The sequence below is a fragment of the Paraburkholderia sediminicola genome, assembly GCF_046027355.1.
Classification (GTDB): Bacteria; Pseudomonadota; Gammaproteobacteria; order Burkholderiales; family Burkholderiaceae; genus Paraburkholderia; species Paraburkholderia sediminicola_B.
This window is the reverse complement of sequence record NZ_JAQQEK010000039.1, coordinates 59,969-77,413: the sequence shown is the minus strand read 5'-3', so window position 1 is coordinate 77,413 and position 17,445 is coordinate 59,969. Positions and strand designations below refer to the sequence as shown.

15 protein-coding genes and 1 pseudogene are annotated in these 17,445 nt (G+C 60.1%); 8 read left to right on the top strand and 8 right to left on the bottom strand.

Annotated elements, in window-relative coordinates:
* The first annotated feature begins 238 nt into the window (after positions 1-238).
* Both PQR42_RS39140 and PQR42_RS39135 read left to right on the top strand, forming a co-directional pair.
* On the top strand, positions 239-442 hold the full coding sequence (locus PQR42_RS39140) for a hypothetical protein (protein ID WP_408205176.1): 204 nt from the start codon (positions 239-241) through the stop codon (positions 440-442).
* 1,063 nt (positions 443-1,505) lie between these two features.
* Entirely contained in the window at positions 1,506-1,967 is a 462-nt protein-coding gene (locus PQR42_RS39135) for a hypothetical protein (RefSeq protein ID WP_408205395.1), read from the top strand.
* Positions 1,968-2,063: 96 nt separating this feature from the next.
* Here PQR42_RS39135 and PQR42_RS39130 read toward each other — a convergent pair whose 3' ends face one another.
* From PQR42_RS39130 to PQR42_RS39110, 5 genes are all read right to left on the bottom strand, one after another.
* On the bottom strand, positions 2,064-2,489 hold the full coding sequence (locus PQR42_RS39130) for a cupin domain-containing protein (RefSeq protein ID WP_408390807.1): 426 nt from the start codon (positions 2,487-2,489) through the stop codon (positions 2,064-2,066).
* Between the two features lie 68 nt (positions 2,490-2,557).
* Complete coding sequence (locus PQR42_RS39125) at positions 2,558-3,634, bottom strand: polyamine ABC transporter substrate-binding protein (protein ID WP_408390899.1); 1,077 nt, start codon at positions 3,632-3,634, stop codon at positions 2,558-2,560.
* A gap of 776 nt (positions 3,635-4,410) precedes the next feature.
* The gene (locus PQR42_RS39120) at positions 4,411-4,713 is read right to left on the bottom strand and encodes a DUF4148 domain-containing protein (protein WP_408205393.1); all 303 of its coding nucleotides are present in this window, start codon (positions 4,711-4,713) and stop codon (positions 4,411-4,413) included.
* Between the two features lie 170 nt (positions 4,714-4,883).
* A complete protein-coding gene (locus PQR42_RS39115) occupies positions 4,884-5,969 on the bottom strand; it encodes an aldose epimerase family protein (RefSeq protein ID WP_408448543.1) in 1,086 nt (361 codons plus the stop codon).
* Between the two features lie 33 nt (positions 5,970-6,002).
* On the bottom strand, positions 6,003-7,220 hold the full coding sequence (locus tag PQR42_RS39110) for a XylR family transcriptional regulator (protein ID WP_408205173.1): 1,218 nt from the start codon (positions 7,218-7,220) through the stop codon (positions 6,003-6,005).
* A gap of 271 nt (positions 7,221-7,491) precedes the next feature.
* Between PQR42_RS39110 and xylA the strand changes: the two genes are divergently transcribed.
* From xylA to PQR42_RS39090, 4 genes are all read left to right on the top strand, one after another.
* Positions 7,492-8,814 carry a xylose isomerase gene (gene xylA, locus PQR42_RS39105; RefSeq protein WP_408390811.1) on the top strand — a complete coding sequence of 441 codons (1,323 nt, stop codon included), beginning with the start codon at positions 7,492-7,494 and terminating at the stop codon, positions 8,812-8,814.
* Positions 8,815-8,985: 171 nt separating this feature from the next.
* The gene (xylF, locus tag PQR42_RS39100) at positions 8,986-10,014 is read left to right on the top strand and encodes a D-xylose ABC transporter substrate-binding protein (protein WP_408229351.1); all 1,029 of its coding nucleotides are present in this window, start codon (positions 8,986-8,988) and stop codon (positions 10,012-10,014) included.
* A gap of 79 nt (positions 10,015-10,093) precedes the next feature.
* Positions 10,094-11,653 (top strand): D-xylose ABC transporter ATP-binding protein, encoded by a 1,560-nt coding sequence (xylG, locus tag PQR42_RS39095; protein ID WP_408205170.1) that lies wholly within the window; start codon positions 10,094-10,096, stop codon positions 11,651-11,653.
* Positions 11,650-12,849: a sugar ABC transporter permease gene (locus PQR42_RS39090; protein WP_408390816.1), complete on the top strand. Its 1,200-nt coding sequence runs from the start codon at positions 11,650-11,652 to the stop codon at positions 12,847-12,849. The genes xylG and PQR42_RS39090 overlap by 4 nt, the downstream gene beginning before the upstream one ends.
* A gap of 237 nt (positions 12,850-13,086) precedes the next feature.
* Here PQR42_RS39090 and PQR42_RS39085 read toward each other — a convergent pair.
* Positions 13,087-13,359 (bottom strand): annotated as a pseudogene (locus tag PQR42_RS39085) (helix-turn-helix domain-containing protein); the annotation flags it as partial.
* Positions 13,356-13,691 carry a type II toxin-antitoxin system RelE/ParE family toxin gene (locus PQR42_RS39080; RefSeq protein WP_408390819.1) on the bottom strand — a complete coding sequence of 112 codons (336 nt, stop codon included), beginning with the start codon at positions 13,689-13,691 and terminating at the stop codon, positions 13,356-13,358. The gene PQR42_RS39080 and the pseudogene PQR42_RS39085, both read right to left, overlap by 4 nt.
* Positions 13,692-14,070: 379 nt before the next feature.
* On the opposite strand from PQR42_RS39080, the gene PQR42_RS39075 reads away from it, so the two are divergent.
* Together PQR42_RS39075 and PQR42_RS39070 are read left to right on the top strand one after the other, a co-directional pair.
* Complete coding sequence (locus PQR42_RS39075; RefSeq protein ID WP_408390821.1) at positions 14,071-16,341, top strand: xanthine dehydrogenase family protein molybdopterin-binding subunit; 2,271 nt, start codon at positions 14,071-14,073, stop codon at positions 16,339-16,341.
* Positions 16,342-16,375: 34 nt separating this feature from the next.
* Positions 16,376-16,837 carry a (2Fe-2S)-binding protein gene (locus tag PQR42_RS39070; RefSeq protein ID WP_132383888.1) on the top strand — a complete coding sequence of 154 codons (462 nt, stop codon included), beginning with the start codon at positions 16,376-16,378 and terminating at the stop codon, positions 16,835-16,837.
* A gap of 174 nt (positions 16,838-17,011) precedes the next feature.
* On the opposite strand, the gene PQR42_RS45815 is transcribed toward PQR42_RS39070, so the two are convergent.
* Positions 17,012-17,335 carry a hypothetical protein gene (locus tag PQR42_RS45815; RefSeq protein ID WP_459252334.1) on the bottom strand — a complete coding sequence of 108 codons (324 nt, stop codon included), beginning with the start codon at positions 17,333-17,335 and terminating at the stop codon, positions 17,012-17,014.
* Between the last annotated feature and the right edge of the window lie 110 nt (positions 17,336-17,445).

Below are 17,445 nucleotides of genomic sequence, written 5' to 3'. Positions count from 1 at the left end.
TTACCAGAAAATCGCAGCGATTGCCGATGTGGGAACCCCATCGTCGACCAATCGGCAGGTCGCCGTGCTAGGCGGCTTGCGTGTGAAGTTCTGACGAGTTCCAGCACGTTGTGAAATTGGGCGCTCGCACTGGCCGTTTCACACCATTCGCGAATCCAGATTCCTGATCGGAGCGGATGAGTGTTAAAAGCCTGTGCGCGTCTAGTATTGAAGCGTTTCCTTCCTGCCGAGGTGAGTGATGAAAGTCATCATCGGCGTCGGGACCACCGGCGATCAGGACGAAACTGACACCGTCGTGTTTCGTCAGTTTGAGTGGTCAATCTGTGATGTCGGACTGACAGCGACACCCAATGGACGCTGCCTATCGATATTCGATTTGTTCTTTCGTCATTCCGGTCACGCAACTGCGAGAGGTAAGGGGTGGCGGCAGCAGGCGACCTGATTCGGTTTGGAGAAAGGCCGCGACGCGTTTGTTTCGCGCTTACCTCTGGCAAAACCAACGCGATTGATCTGGCGAGCACGTGTTTGCAAGCCCAATGCCATATCGCACGACACGCCCGACTCGCTGCCAAGCGGATAGGGAATATTTACCAGCGAGGTCCTGAGTATGTCCTTGGGCGGAACCTCGCACCTGCGAGTCGCAGATAACCGACGTGAAAAATGATGCTGGACTCGATCTTGCATGGCAGCTATCAATCACGGCGAGCAAGCAGGATCCACAGCAGGAGGCCGAAGGCATCGGCCAGCCGGCGTTGGCCGGCGTATCGACTCGTATAGTAATGCGAAACGCACACTCCAGGGTGGCCGAGCTGAGCGTGCGTACCACGAGGCCGGGTTAGTTAGCTGAACCTCGTAATTGATCTCGATTAAAAATGCGAGGCAAACATCCCCGACCTTCCCTCTGATTTTCGCCTTCCAACGGCCGTTGAACCTCGAAAGCTGTCGTTGAGTTCGCCCGGGATCGAAGGGCAGTTCAGGGTCGAAAGTACGCGTTCGCCGATGTCACATCGACCGTTCGCGATTGCCGCCGTCGAACGACCACTTTGCTGGAGTGAGCCGGCATGCAGGTGTCAACAGGCGAACGGCGGCTTTGGCCGATGGCCCGTCATTGCGTCAATGCTTGACCGCTGAAACGCGCGGGCTGGCCTACTCGGAAGACGCGCGTCGAACCTGCGGCGACATCATTGGCTAGTCCGATCAGCCAAAATCAAACCTTTCGCCTGCTCAGTTACTCTCTCATAATTCCGCCTGATTTATAATCACCAAGCCATCGGGAAACACCCGGCGGCCTGGTTTGGAAGCCAGTGATACAAACCGCACACCCGTCCAGCGGGTCGTGCGTCTGCTGCTGCACGTCTATATTCCAATGGGCGGGCTGTAGTGGGGGAGCCGCAAGGCTCGCCGGTTTGTTTGTATCCCGGTCTTCCAATCCCGCTACGTGCCCGCTCACCCACTTCCCAAAGCGAGTGTCGGGCGATCTGAGCAAGCATCAGGGAGATCGCAAAATGACCAAGTCCATTAAGAGTCAACCCGCTTCACGCCCACCCGTCGACGCACTCCAGTACGAAAAACTCGCCCTATCTGCATTCGACCTCTGCGACCGGCAAATGAGCCAACTGAACACGCTGATAACACTCGCGTCTTCTATATGTAGGAATCCTCCCATCACGAGCGACGAAAGACGCCGTCGCCAGACCATGCTCGAACTCCTCGTCGACACCGCAGAGCAATATCAGCAAGATCTCGAAAACGACCGCGAGCTTTTCCAGGTGATCGCGCTCGATGCAAAGGGCGTCTCCCAAGGCCGCCTCACGGCCAGCCACGCAACGCGCCTTCTTGCCGAAGCATCGAAGATCGCGAGCGGATCGCAACCCACCGCCAACGTCGTCAAGCGAAAACGAGCGCCCGCCAAAACCGCGTCGGTCGTAAAAGCGCAAGCGCAGCAATCGGTCGCCGTGCGGCACTGATCAACGGATAATGGCCGACCAATAGCAACGAAGCGAGGCGTCATGCACAATCGTATGCGCTTCCTTCATCAACAGCACCATAGCGCCACAAAAAACCTACCCCTTAAACTCCACCGAAACAAAAACCTTCCTACACGGCTCAACAACCTCCCAAGTCCCCTTAAACCCCGCAGGAATCAAAAACCGATCCCCAGCCCGCACAGTTTTCGCCACGCCATCCGCATCCCGAATCACCGACACCCCTTCAAGAATCTCGCAATACTCGCTCTCCGTAAAATTCACAGCCCACTGCCCGCAAGCCCCTTCCCAAATCCCGGCCGCAAGCTGCCCACAAGGGCTAGCAAAATGCGTATGAACCATCTGCAAAGGATCACCGGCTAGCACAGCCTCCGCCTTAGGCATGTACTCAACACTTTCCTTAGCAGGCGCTGAAAAATCCACAATACTCAAAATACCCATAACGTCTCGAATAGAAAAATTAGAAAAATAGAAGAATAGAAAAAAGAAGCGCAGCGCATGCACCCACTGCCCGCGCCACGCCCAAAAGACTCACCTGAAACCACCAACGCAACCGCCAGCTACAAAACCCCTCAACTCCCCGACTTCAACTGCGCCCAAAGCCGATTCTCCAACCGCATGATCGGCGCCGGCTGCGGCCGCATCAACGTCATCTTGTTCAGCACAGCCTCAGGCGGATAAACATTCGCATCCTGCTCAATAGCCGGCGTCACAAACTTCCGCGCCGCACGATTCGCAGTCGGATAAAAAACCTCATTCGTAATCTCCGCACTCACCTTCGGATCTTCGATGTAGTTCATCCACTTCATCGCCGCTTCCGGATGCGGCGCGTCCTTTGGAATCACCATCACATCCATCCAGACCAACCCCGCGTCCTTGACATTCGAAAACCGCACCTCATATGAACGCTTCGCTTCCGACGCACGCCGCCGCGCAATCCCCACATCGCCGGAAAAGCCAAACGCCACGCAAATATCGTTGTTCGCCAGATCGTTGATATAGCCGGACGAATTGAACTGCGTGATATACGGCCGCACTTTCTTCAGCACTTCATACGCCGCCTGATAGTCGCCGGGATTAGTACTGTTCGGATCCTTATGCATGTACTGCAGCACAGCGGGGAAAACATCGGCGGCCGAATCGAGAAAGGACACACCGCAGCTTTTCACCTTCGACAGATTCGCCGGATCGAACAACAGCGACCAGCTATCCACCGGCGCTTCACCACCGAGCGCTTTCTTCACCGCTTCCACGTTGTAGCCGATGCCATCGGTGCCCCACGCCCAAGGCACGCCGTATTGATTGCCGGGGTCGGCATCGGCAATCAGTTTCATCAAGCCGGGATCGAGGTTGGCGAGATTCGGCATCTTCGACTTGTCGATCTTCTGATAGACGCCGGCTTCGATCTGCCGCGCCATATAGCTCGACGTCGGCACCACGATGTCATAGCCCGAACTGCCCGCAAGCAATTTGGCCTGCAACGTATCGTCGCTGTCGTAACTGTCGTATTTCACGTTGACGCCGGATTGCTTCTCGAAGTTGGCAATCGTGTCCTTCGCAATGTAGTCGGACCAGTTGTAGACATTCAGCGACGTGTCCGCGGCGCGCGCAGCGTTCATCGCGGTCAAAGCGGTCAGCGAGCACAGCATCGTGCCGGCCAGCGAAAGAAGCGAGGCGTGACGAGTCTTCATTCTGCAATCTCCTTGATATCGATCTTCAGTTATCGCCGTAGCACAGACGCGCGCACACCATCGCTCTCAGTCCACGCGATCCACATAGAACGGCGAAAGACGAAAAGAGACGTGACGTCGCCTGCCGCAGCGCAAGCGCACAGCAAAGCTAAAAAGAATGCGGATAAGCGAGCGCTATAAGCCGTCCCGCGCTAGCAAGCGAACTTGCGAAGCACGAACAGGCAAATGCATGGCAGGCGTGCGACCGCTAAACGGACGGTCTCCCGCATGCAACACAGACTCGCGAAAAGAGAAGGGGGCTAGGGCAGAAGCGACGCGATTTCGTCGGTACGCACAGGAATGGCTGAAGGCGCGGCAATGACGTTATGCCGACGCACGGAGCGACGCGACAAGACGGTATCGATAGACAGGGGACGGGATGGCGAAGCGCAGCTGCTCCCCTGATGAGCGATCGGACCGCCGAACAGGATCGTTCTTTCCCGACCGCGCTGGTATCTCACCAATGGACCACGGACTTTCACGATTGAACCCGAAGCGACGTTGAGTAGAAGTTCTCGCGATGCACATGAATGCACGCGGAGAACCATCGAACTGCCGCCTTAGGATAGCTGAGCCATTATTTTCGTCAAAGGACTTTCTGACATTGCGCTGTCATGGTCACGCGTTCGACGCACGAACACGAACGCATGCCTGAACCATGCGCTCGCATCGAATTGCCCCAAACAGATTGCGTACTACTGACCTTGCAGATTCGGATTCCCAGCAGGAACGTCAGAGCCGGTTTCCGACGAGCCAGCGGTGGGAGGACCATATCCGGTCGCTCCACTGTTCTGCGCAGCAACGCGTGCTTCGGCCGCTTGAATGTCAGCGGGGTAGGTGGAGTCGGTTGCGACCGCGGGGTTATAGCCGGCCTGTTCGATCTGCTTCAATTGCGCCTTGACCTCGGCGCGCGTGACCGGTTGCTCGGATTGTGCGAACGATGCCACCGGCGCTGCGAACACCACAACTAGCGCCACGGCTTTGATAAGCGATTTCATGATGCTTCCCTCCGAGAATGTTTTATTGGGCGCCGCAGCAATCTTCAGCACCATGCACGGATTCTAGGAAGGGCGTGGTCTAGGGGAAACCCCTGATACGGTAATTCAGTGTTGCCACAAACAATAAGTCGGCGTGATGTAATGTCGTCCGTAATATATGAAGAATCGCGTCACACGCCTTGGCGTACATCGACCCGATACGCGGTCACCTGGCGATACGTGCTGCCGGCTCGCACGATCACCTCGTCCTGCTCAGCCATATTGACCTGGTTCGGAAAGCCGCCCGCTTCAAGACACAAACCGGCATGCGCTTGATACGCAACGCCGCCGCGTCCTGTGTCGCCCTTTAGCCAGTTGCCGCTATAAAACTGTAAGCCGCGTTGATCGGTCGACACGGTCAATTCGCGTCCGCTGCCAGGATCGTACGCGCAGGCGACCTGACGCATCGGCGGGATGGCACCGTTCGTGCCGGCGTCGGGTGCATCGCGCAGCACGTAGCAATGATCGAAGCCGCCGGCCGTCGCCAACTGCGCGTGCGGCCAGTCGAGCCGCGCGCCGATCGGTGCGCTCTGCCGAAAGTCGAAGGCATTGCCTGCGACCTCGGCCAGCTTGCACGGAATCATGGCGGCATCGACTTCAAAGAAGCGGTCGGCATCGATCGACAACACGTGGCCACGGATGTCGGCACCCGGCCGGCCCGTGAGATTGAAGTACGGATGGCTCGTCAGATTGAGCGGCGTCGCGGCATCGGTGATCGCTTCATAGGCGATGGTCAGCGTGCCGTCGTCGTCGAGCGAGTAGCGCACTTGCGTGGTCACGTTGCCCGGAAAACCGGCGTCGCCTTCGGGCGACTCCAGTCGCATGAGCAACGCGCCGTTGTCCTCGCTCACGTCCCACAGCGCGCGATGAAAACCCCCCGTGCCGCCGTGCAGCAGGTTCGCGCCTTCATTGCGATCAAGCGTGTACTCGATGCCATCGAGCGTGAAGCGCGCATCGGCAATGCGGTTCGCCCAGCGGCCTATCAGTCCGCCCATATAAGTGGTGGCTGCCACGTATTCAGCGGGCGTGTCGTGGCCAAGCAGAATATCGCCGAGCACGCCGGCGCGATCCGGCGCATGCCACGAGACCAGCGTCGCACCCAGATCGCTGATGGCGACTTTCATACCGTGCGCATTGCGCAGCGTGAAGAGTCGGACGGAATCGCCGCCGCGCAATGTGCCCCACGGCTCGGAAGAAAGTTGTGCGATGCTGATCATGTCGTCAGTGAAAAGAAAAGAGAATAGGCATGCTCAGCCCGGCGCGGACGTCGAATTCGCCTGCTCCTGGTATTCGCGCGGCGTACAGCCGAGTTCACGGCGAAACACCGCGTACATGTATTGCAGCGACGTAAAGCCGCAACGGATCGCCACTTCCGCACTCGACGCATCGCGCTTCGCCAGCAGTGCCTTCGCGACATCGAGTTTATGGCGCAGGATTTCCTGATGCACGGTGCACTGCCGTTCGCGCCGAAAGTACTCTTCGAGCGACGAGCGCGACACGCCCACATAGTCGGCAACCTGTTCGGTGCGAATGCCCTGGCACGCGTACTGTCGGATGAAGTGTCGCGCCCGCATCACATATGGACTCGCAAGCGGTTGATGCTTCGTCGATTCGAGCACGTTGATGCCGACCGGCGGCACGAGAATGCGCCGCCCCGGGAAACGCGCGCCATGCAGCATCTGATGCAAAAGGTGAGCGGCGGTGCGGCCCATTTCCTCAGTACCCTGAATCACTGAAGAGAGCGGAATACGCGTCAATGTGCGGGTCAACGGATCGTTGTCGATGCCGATGATCGCGACTTCCTCCGGTACAGGAATGCCGGCGATCAAACATGCCTGAAGCAGATGCCGCGCACGCGCATCGGTCACGGCGATCACGCCGACCGGCTTCGGCAAATCCCGCAGCCACGCGGTGAGCTGTTCGGTCGCCTGGTTCCATGACGGCGCGCTGGTCGAGAGGCCGCGATACATCTCGCTGTCGATCTGCTCCGCGCTATGTCCATCCGTGCTGCGCAGATGAGCGAACGCGAGTTCGCGCTGTTGCGCCCAACGGTTCTCCTGCGCCTGCGGCAGGCTGTACAGCGCGAAGTGCTCAAGACCCGCGCCGATCAGATGCGTATAAGCGAGCGAGACGAGCTTGCTGTTGTCGGTGGCGATATAGGGTAAATCCGGAGGATAGTGCGCGGGATCTTCGAACGACGAACCCACGGCGACCACCGGCAACGGACAATCGCGCAGCGCTTCGCCCACAGCAGGATCGTCGAAATCCGCGATGATGCCGTCGCCGTCGAAACGTTCGATGCCCGTCAGCCGGCAGCGAAAATCTTCTTCGAGGAATAGATCCCACGCCACTCGCGTGGACAGCAGATAGTTGCCGATGCCGGTGATGATCTCGCGGTCGTAGACCTTGTTCGCGTTGAACAGCAGCGCGATCCGATGGGTCGTCTGTGGTGTTTGCGGACGGGTCATGGGCGTGAGCGGCGCGCGGGTCAATGACCCGTCACGCCTTCGTCTCCTGTTGGATGCTTAATTTGAACGGCAGCGGTTTTAAGCGTCTGGTTATTCTAGGCCCCGAATCGCGCGCCGGTGCGAAACAAAATCGAGGGCGGTAAGAAACATCAAGCACGCTGCGCAATTTCGCAATTGCCGATGCAACTGGCAAGCGGCAGCATGGCGTCACCTTGTCAACCGGCGCGGCGACGTCGCACGGGTTGCGGTGCACCATAAACTGGAGACGCTGATGTCTTACTTCGAACACATTCCCGAGATCCGCTACGAAGGCCCTCAATCGGATAACCCGCTTGCGTACCGCCACTACGATAAAAGCAAAAAGGTGCTCGGCAAGACTCTCGAAGAACATCTACGCATTGCCGTGTGCTACTGGCATACGTTTGTCTGGCCGGGCGTGGATATTTTCGGGCAGGGGACGTTTCGGCGTCCCTGGCAGCAAGCCGGTGACGCGATGGAGCGCGCACAGCAAAAGGCGGATTCCGCGTTCGAGTTCTTCTCGAAGCTCGGCACGCCGTACTACACGTTTCACGATACCGACGTCTCGCCCGAAGGTGCGAGCCTGAAGGAATACAGCGAAAACTTCCTACGCATCTCCGACTATCTGGCGCGCAAGCAGGAGAGCACCGGCATCAAGCTGCTGTGGGGCACGGCCAATCTGTTCTCGCATCCCCGTTATGCAGCTGGCGCCGCGACCAGTCCCGATCCGGAGGTGTTCGCGTTTGCGGCGACCCAGGTGCGCCATGCGCTCGATGCGACGCAACGGCTCGGCGGCGATAACTATGTACTGTGGGGCGGACGCGAAGGTTACGACACCTTGCTCAATACCGACCTCGTGCGTGAACGCGATCAACTCGCCCGTTTTCTGCATATGGTCGTCGACCATTCGCACAAGATCGGTTTCAAAGGCTCGCTGCTGATCGAACCCAAGCCGCAGGAACCGACCAAGCATCAATACGATTACGACGTCGCGACCGTGCATGGTTTTTTGCTGCAACACGGGCTCGACAAAGAGATTCGGGTCAACATCGAGGCCAATCATGCGACGCTCGCAGGCCACTCGTTTCATCACGAGATCGCCACGGCCTACGCGCTCGGCATTTTCGGCAGCGTCGACGCGAATCGCGGCGATCCGCAAAACGGCTGGGATACGGATCAATTCCCAAATAGTGTGGAAGAACTGACGCTCGCCTTCTACGAAATTCTCAAACACGGCGGCTTCACAACCGGCGGCATGAATTTCGATTCGAAAGTGCGGCGCCAAAGTGTCGATCCGGAAGACCTGTTCTACGGCCACATCGGTGCGATCGACAACCTCGCGCTCGCCGTCGAGCGCGCAGCGGTGCTGATCGAAAACGATCGTCTCGATCAATTCAAACGTCAACGTTACGCGGGCTGGGACGCGGAGTTCGGCCGCAAGATCCTTTCCGGTGACTATTCGCTCTCCACGCTGGCGGCGGATGCGCTGGCGCGCGGTCTGAACCCGCAGCACGCGAGCGGCCATCAGGAGCTGATGGAAAACATCGTGAATCAGGCGATTTACAGCGGACGTTGATCAGCGTCTCAAGAAGCAACGCATCAGAAAGCAGCCACACCACATAAAAAATCGCGCGGCCACGTCGACCGCGCGAAACAGGAAGCTTTGGGTTGTCGCTTGTCCGGTCTTGCGGCTCGCAGCGCAAACCGTCCAATCCGGTATTCCGGCTATCAGAAGAAGGAGACAGAGATGAAATTCGCAACGCGTCGTACCGTATTGAGTTCGCTCGTGTGTGGAGCGGTGCTCGCCAGCCTGTCGCTTGTCGCGCCGCTCGCGCATGCAAGCAAGGATCACCCGGAAATTGGCTTCTGTATCGACGATCTGCGCGTCGAGCGCTGGTCGCGCGATCGTGACTATTTCGTCGCCGCAGCGGAAAAACTCGGCGCGAAAGTGTCGGTGCAATCCGCCGATGCGAGCGAAGAGCGGCAGATTTCACAGATCGAAAATCTGATCTCGCGCGGCGTGGATGTCATCGTGATCGTGCCGTTCAATTCGAAGACGCTCGGCAATGTGGTCGCCGAAGCGAAGAAAGCGGGCATCAAGGTCGTCTCGTATGACCGCCTGATTCTCGATGCCGATGTAGACGCCTATATCTCGTTCGATAACGAAAAGGTCGGCGAATTGCAGGCGCAAGGCGTCTATAACGCGCAACCGAAGGGCAACTACTTCCTGCTCGGCGGCGCGCCGACCGACAACAACGCCAAGATGTTGCGCGAAGGCCAGCTCAAGGTACTGAAGCCCGCTATCGATAAGGGCGACATCAAAGTGGTTGGTCAGCAGTGGGTGCCGGAATGGAGCGCGTCCACGGCGCTGCGAATTGTCGAAGATGCGCTGACGGCGAATAACAACAAGATCGACGCGATCGTCGCATCGAACGACGGCACCGCCGGTGGCGCGATCCAGGCACTCGCCGCGCAACACATGGCCGGCAAAGTGCCGGTGTCGGGCCAGGACGCGGACCTCGCGGCCGTGAAGCGTGTGATTGCCGGCACGCAGACCATGACTGTCTACAAGCCGCTGAAACTGATCGCCGGCGAAGCGGCCAAGCTCTCCGTGGCGCTTGCAAAGGGCGAAAAACCCGCCTTTAACTCGCAATACGACAACGGCAAGAAGAAAGTCGACACGGTGCTCCTGCAACCCACGTTGCTCACCAAGAGCAACGTCGATGTAGTCGTCAAGGACGGCTTCTACAGCCAGGCCCAGCTCGCGAGCCAATGAGCGTAACGTGTGCGCGGCGGACCTCGATGCGTGTCATGCGTATCGGCGCCGTCGCGCGCCTTGCAGCGAGGCATAGCGAATGACGCAAGCTCTCATGACGATGCGCGGCATCGTCAAGGCGTTTTCCGGCGTGAAGGCGCTCGACGGCATCGACCTCACGGTCGCGCCCGGCGAGTGCGTGGGCCTGTGCGGCGAGAACGGCGCGGGCAAATCGACGCTGATGAAAGTACTCTCCGGCGTATATCCGTGGGGCACCTGGGACGGCGAAATCATCTGGGAAGGCGAGCCGCTGAAAGCCGCCAGCGTGCGCGACACCGAACGCGCCGGCATCATCATCATTCACCAGGAGTTGATGCTGGTGCCGGAGTTGTCGGTGGCGGAGAACATCTTTCTCGGCAATGAAATCACGCTGCCCGGCGGCCGCATGAATTACGCCGCGATGTATCAGCGCGCCGACGAACTGCTGCGCGAACTCGGCATTAGCGGTATCAATGCCGCGCAACCGGTGATGAACTATGGCGGCGGCCATCAGCAGTTGATCGAGATTGCGAAGGCGCTGAACAAGCGCGCAAAGCTGCTGATTCTCGATGAACCGTCCTCTTCGCTGACTTCTTCCGAGATCCGCATTCTGCTCGACATCGTGCGCGATCTGAAGCGGCGCGGCGTGGCCTGCGTGTACATCTCGCACAAGCTCGATGAGGTGGCGGCCGTGTGCGACACGATCAGCGTGATTCGCGACGGACGTCATGTCGCGACGGAGCCGATGCACGCGCTCACGACCGACCGCATTATTTCATTGATGGTGGGTCGCGAAATCAAGAACCTGTTTCCGCGCGAGCCGCATCCGATTGGCGACGTGATCTTCGAAGCGCGCCACGTCACCTGCTTCGACGTGACCAATCCGCGTCGCAAGCGTGTGAACGATGTGTCGTTCGCGCTGCGGCATGGCGAGATTCTCGGCGTGGCCGGGCTGGTCGGCGCGGGGCGTACGGAGTTGATGCAGGCGATCTTCGGCGCGTATCCCGGCGTGAGCGAGGCGACCGTGGTGATGGACGGCAAGCCGCTCAAGATTCGCGCACCTGTCGATGCGATTCGCGCGGGCATCGGCATGGTGCCGGAAGATCGCAAGCGCCACGGCATCGTGCCGGGGCTGAGCGTCGGCCACAACATCACGCTGGCGGTGTTGCAGCGCTTTGCCTCGGGTGGGCGAATCGACTCCGCTGCCGAACTCGATACGATTCATACGGAGATGAAGCGGCTTTCGGTGCGCGCCGCGCATCCCATGTTGTCGATTGCGAGTCTGTCGGGCGGCAATCAGCAAAAGGCCGTGCTGACACGCATGTTGCTGACCAATCCGAAAGTGCTGATTCTCGACGAACCCACGCGCGGCGTCGACGTCGGCGCGAAATTCGAAATCTACAAGCTGATTTTTCAACTGGCGCAGCGCGGCATGTCGATCGTGATGGTGTCCTCCGAATTACCCGAAGTGCTCGGCATCAGCGATCGCGTGCTGGTGATCGGTGAAGGCGAGTTGCGAGGCGATTTCGTCAACGACGGCCTCACGCAGGAGGACATTCTCAGCGCCGCGATCCGTCCCGTGCAGCGATCCCCGAACCCAACCGCAGCGAGTGCCGCATGACGCCCGACGTTACTTCCCAACGCGCCGACGAAGCCGTGCCGCGAGGCGCATTCGGCGGTCCGCAGCGCATTCAGCAACTGTTCGCGCGCTACAAGATTCTCGCGCTGCTGATCGCCGTGGCCGCGATCTGGATTTTCTTTTCGGTGCTCACGCACGGCGCGTTCGTCACGCCGCGCAATTTGTCGAACCTGCTGCGGCAGATGTCGATTACCGGCATGCTGGCTTGCGGCATGGTGTTCGTAATCATCGCCGGCGAGATCGATCTGTCGGTTGGGTCGTTGCTCGGTTTGCTCGGCGGCGTGGCGGCGATACTCGACGTCAACCGCCACTGGCCGATTGGCGTCACGTTGCCGGTGGTGATGCTACTCGGCGTGCTGGTCGGCATGTTCAACGGATGGTGGTCGACATACCGGCGTGTGCCTTCGTTCATTGTGGGGCTCGGCGGCATGCTCGCGTATCGGGGCATTCTGCTCGGCGTGACAGGCGGCTCGACGATCGCGCCGGTGTCGGACAGTTTCGTGTTCGTCGGCCAAGGCTATTTGCCGCGGCTCGCGGGCGATACGCTCGCGGTGGTGCTGTTTCTGCTGCTGGCGTTTCTGACGATACGGCAGCGGCGTAACCGCGAGCGCTATCAGTTGCGCGTGGTGCCGTTCTGGCAGGACGTGGTCAAGGTGGTCGGCACGGGTGTGATTCTCGCCGGCTTCGTTGCGACGCTCGATCGTTACGGCGGTATTCCGGTGCCGGTTCTGTTGCTGCTCGCGCTGCTGGGTATTTTCACGTGGATCGCCACGCAGACCGTGTTCGGGCGACGTATCTATGCGGTCGGTTCCAATCTCGAAGCGACGCGGCTGTCAGGCGTCAACACCAACCGCGTGAAGCTGGCGATCTTTGCGCTGATGGGGCTGATGTGCGCGTTCGGCGGCATCGTCAATACGGCGCGGCTTGCCGCGGGTTCGCCTTCGGCGGGATCGATGGGCGAGCTCGATGCGATTGCGGCGTGCTTTATCGGCGGGACGTCGATGCGCGGCGGATCCGGCACGGTCTACGGCGCGCTGATCGGCGCACTGGTGATGGCGAGCCTCGACAACGGCATGTCGATGCTCGACGTCGACGCCTATTGGCAGATGATCGTGAAGGGCAGCATTCTCGTGCTGGCCGTGTGGATCGATGTCGTGTCGGGGTCGAACCGGCGGTGAGGTGGAAGACGGGGAGGTGCGGCGGCACGAGGCCGACGCATCCGCTCTCTATTGATGCGGCGCGCGAACTGTCTTTCAGCGCATCTGCGCGGCAACGGCGGCGCCGAGCTTGCTACGCCGTGTGGGCGCCTTTGTGGTTGGCTTCTTTGCTGTTGCCGATTTTTTTGCGGCTGCAGCGGGCTTCTTGCGCGTTGCCGTCTTATCCCCCGAGGTGCCGGCGCTGCGTTTCGAGGGGCCGTCCACCACGCGCATCTCGATGCGCATGTCCGCCGCGACTGCCATGTTGACCAATGCGTCGAGCGCAAACAGATTGATCTTCCCGCGTATGAGATCGGACACGCGCGGCTGCGTGACGCAGAATCGCCTGGCCGCTTCTGCCTGGCTCATTCCGGTGCGGGTGATATGGTCTTTGATTGCCATCATCAGCACCGAGCGAAGCTTCATGTTCTCCGCTTGCTCGGGCGTGTCTTCGATGGCGTCCCAGACGCTCGAAAATGTTTGATTGGTCATGCCTTAGCCTCTTTCATTTCGCGGTAACGCTTGGTGGCGAGCTCCAGATCCGCTTTGCTGGTCTTCTGCGTCTTTTTCTGGAAGCAGTGCAGCACATGGACCGCGTCGTCGAACTTTGCGACGTAGATGATCCGAAATGCACCGTCTGCCTCGCGAATCCGAATTTCCCGTGCGCCGGGGCCGATCGTATTCATGGGTTTCCAGTCGTCGGTGTCGCGACCGCGCTGGACTTGATCGAGTTGGTGGCCGGCGTCGCGTCGCGCCGAAAGCGGAAACTCGCGCAAGTCGTCCAGAGAGCTACCGCAGAACTTGAGTGGTTTCACATCGATCATTTTTGATTATACAAAAATTTGTATGAAAAGGTGGTCGGCAAGGTTTGATGAAGTCGCTATTTTTGTTCTGAACGCATCGTTTTGCGGGCTTCGCGCGGCACACATTTGAGCTAGATCAGAAAGCCGATGCCATCGCGTATAGGACGAGCAGGCTAAGTCGCTTTGGGTCATCCCCACCCCATTTAATGAAACACCCCACGACTTCCCCCGATCCCCGCCGTCCTCCCCATCCCCCGCCCCAAGCCCCCTTGCCTTAACCGCACGCATTTAAGTCCCACATCTACTCTCCCGTCTTATTACTATTCCGAGGAACAACGCCAGGCGCCGACCCGCGCTTTCACAGCTTCCCAGCCATCGTGCAAGCTGATCGAACCATGCCATGTTGAAACGCAGAACCTTTCTGCTCGGCGGCGCCGGCGCTGTCGGCGCGTTGCTGGTCGGCTGGTCGGTGTTGCCGCCGGGTCAGCGTTTGACCACCTCCATGCCGTTGCCGGCGCAAGGCACGCAAGTAGCGCTCAACGGCTGGGTCAAGATCGCCGCCGACAACAGCGTGACGATCATGATGTGCAAGGCGGAAATGGGTCAGGGCATCCACACCGGCCTCGCGATGTTGCTTGCCGAAGAACTGGACGCCGACTGGTCGCAGGTGCGCGTCGAAGACTCGCCTATCGACAAGATCTACAACAGCGTGCAAAGCATCATCGACGACTTGCCGTTTCGCCCCGACGACGACAGCACCGTCAAACGCGCCACCGTCTGGATGACCCGCAAGCTGGTGCGCGAGGCCGGCACGATGATGACGGGCGGTTCATCGAGCATCAACGATCTATGGACGCCGATGCGCGAAGCCGGCGCCTCGGCCCGCGCCATGCTGATCAGCGCAGCGGCCGCGCAATGGAAAGTGCCGGCCCGTGAATGCCGCGCCGAAGGCGGTCAGGTGCTGCACCCGTCGGGCCATAAGGCGAGCTTCGGCGAATTGTCATCGATGGCCGCGCAGCAAGCGCTGCCGCGCAAGGTAGCGCTGAAAGATCCCGCCGACTTCAAGCTGATCGGCAAACCGCTACGCCGTATCGAAGCGGCGTCGAAGATCAACGGCACGGCGCGCTTCGGCATCGACGTGCTGCCGGACCGCCTGCTCTACGCGAGCGTGGAGATGTGTCCAACGCTGGGCGGTTCGGTGGCAAAGTTCGACTCAACGGCGGCCGCGAAAATGCCGGGCTTCATCAAGGCGTTCGCCGTCGCGCCGTACAGCGGTGGAACCGGCGGCGTCGCGGTGATCGCGGACAACCCGTTTCGCGCGATGAACGCGGTCACCGCCATCGACGTGGAGTGGCATGACGGCGCGGCGGCGAAGCTCTCGAACGCGGACGTGGACCGCCAGCTCGCGCAAGCACTCGACGATAGCGACGGCCACGCGTACTACCATCTGGGCGACGTCGATGCCGCGTTGAGCCGCGCGGCGCGCACCGTCAGCGCCGAATATCGCGCGCCGTATCTCGCCCATGGCGCGGTCGAACCGCTCAACTGCACCGTGCAGGTCGCGGACGGCGCGGCCACGGTCTGGGTCTCCACGCAAATGCCCGGACTCGCGCGGCATCATGTGGCGAAAGTGCTGGACCTCGACGCCGACAAGGTCGACGTGCAAACGCTTCTGCTCGGCGGCGCATTCGGGCGTCGTCTGGAACTGGATTTCATCGCACAGGCCGCGGCGATTGCGCGCGAGGGCGGTGGCCGTCCAGTGCAAACCCTCTGGTCGCGGGCCCAGGATTTCACACACGACTTCTATCGTCCGGCGTGCCTGTCCCGGCTGAAGGCCGGTTTCGACAACGGCGGCAAACTGGTGGCGTGGCGGGCCACGTCGGCGAGTCAGGCGATCGTGCCGGAAGCGCTCGCGCGCTACTACGGCGCGCCGCGCCTTCCCATCGACAAGACCACCTGCGAAGGTGCATTCGATCAGCCCTACGAATGGCCCGCCGCGCGCGTCGCGCACAAGATCGTCGAATTGCCTGTGCCGGTCGGGTTCTGGCGCTCGGTCGGCCACTCGCATCAGGCGTTCTTCACCGAGGGCTTCACTGATGAACTCGCCGTGGCAACCGGCAAGGACCCGATTGCGTTTCGCGCTGCGCTGCTCGAGCAGCATCCGCGGCACCTGGCGGTGTTAAAGCGCGTCGCGGCTTTGTCGGGTTGGGAGCATCCGTTGACGCATGCCGTCGACGGCGCGCCGCGCGCGCGTGGCGTCGCGTTGCACGAGGCGTTCGGCAGTGTGGTCGCGCAGGTCGCGGAGGTGTCGATCGGCCCTGGTAAGAAGATTCGCGTGCATCGGGTGGTTTGCGTGATCGATTGCGGCATGCCGGTGAATCCGAATCTGATTCGTCAGCAGATGGAGAGCGCGGTCGTCTTCGGTCTTTCCACTGCATTGCAGGACGAGATCACGCTCGTCAACGGTCAGGTGCAGCAGAAAAATTTTACGGATTTTCCGGTGGTGCGGATCGACAATTGCCCGGTGATCGACACGGACATCATGCCGAGTCAGATGCATCCACAAGGCGTGGGCGAAGCGGGCGTGCCGCCGGTCGCGCCGGCGGTGGCCAATGCGGTGTTCAAGCTGACCGGCCAGCGCTTGCGCTCGCTGCCGTTGAAACTCGCGTGAAGCACGCCGGAGTCAAAACGCAAGGAGGTAAGCGATGGGATCGCTAAACATCAACGGCCGGGCGGTGGCGGTACAAGCCGAGCCGGACATGCCGCTTCTGTGGGTGCTGCGTTGCGAACTCGGCATGACCGGCACCAAGTTCGGCTGTGGCCTGGGTATTTGCGGCGCGTGCACGATCCATGTGGATGGCGAGCCGAGCTTTGCCTGTCAGACGCTCATGTCGAGCCTGCACACGCAGAAGATCACGACCATCGAAGGCTTGCAGGGTCCTGAAGCACAGGCATTGAAGACCGCGTGGATCGATCTCGACGTGGTGCAGTGCGGCTATTGCCAGAGCGCGCAACTGATGGCGGCCTGCGCGTTGCTCAAGCACAATCCCAAACCGACCGACGCCGACATCGACACGGCGATGTCGCACATCGTATGCCGTTGCGGCACCTATCCACGGGTACGGGCGGCAATCCACCAGGCGGCGGCAAAGCGCCGCCCCGCGTAATGCCTCCGACGTGTTTCGCGCTTTCGAAACAGCACGCCGTGCGTGCTCAGCCTGCCAGCAATTCCACCACGGCGACGACCGCCGCGAAAATGCCGATGCAGCCGCCCAGCGTGGCTGCGCTTTTCATGAATTGCGACATACATGTCCCCGTATTGAGTGGTTGGTGATAGGTATTTAACCCGAAATGAAAGGTAAAAGAAAGCTAATAAAAATAATTCGTAAGCTCGATGTGCGTGACCGCAAAGCGCGATTTGCGGCCAGTACACCGAATAGCGACATGCCGGACAAATCGGCATGCGCGAACAGGATCGAGCCGTCCACGTCGCGCAAGGCGAGCAGCCCCGGACTGTGCTGCTCGCCGGGTCGCATGTCACGATTCACACGTGGCCGGAGCATCACTTCGCCGCGCTCGATATTTTCATGTGTGGTTAGGCGCGTGCTGAAGATGCGGTCGCGCAGATCGCTCGCGTGTTGCGGGCGGAAATGCGGAATGTGCACACGTGTAAGCGTGGGGTTGTGTCGCTGCGGTAGATAGCTCAGCAGAGCGGATTGTCGAATGCGACCGCTTGATAAGCGGCCCGCGTTAGACAATCAAGATCAAAAGCCGC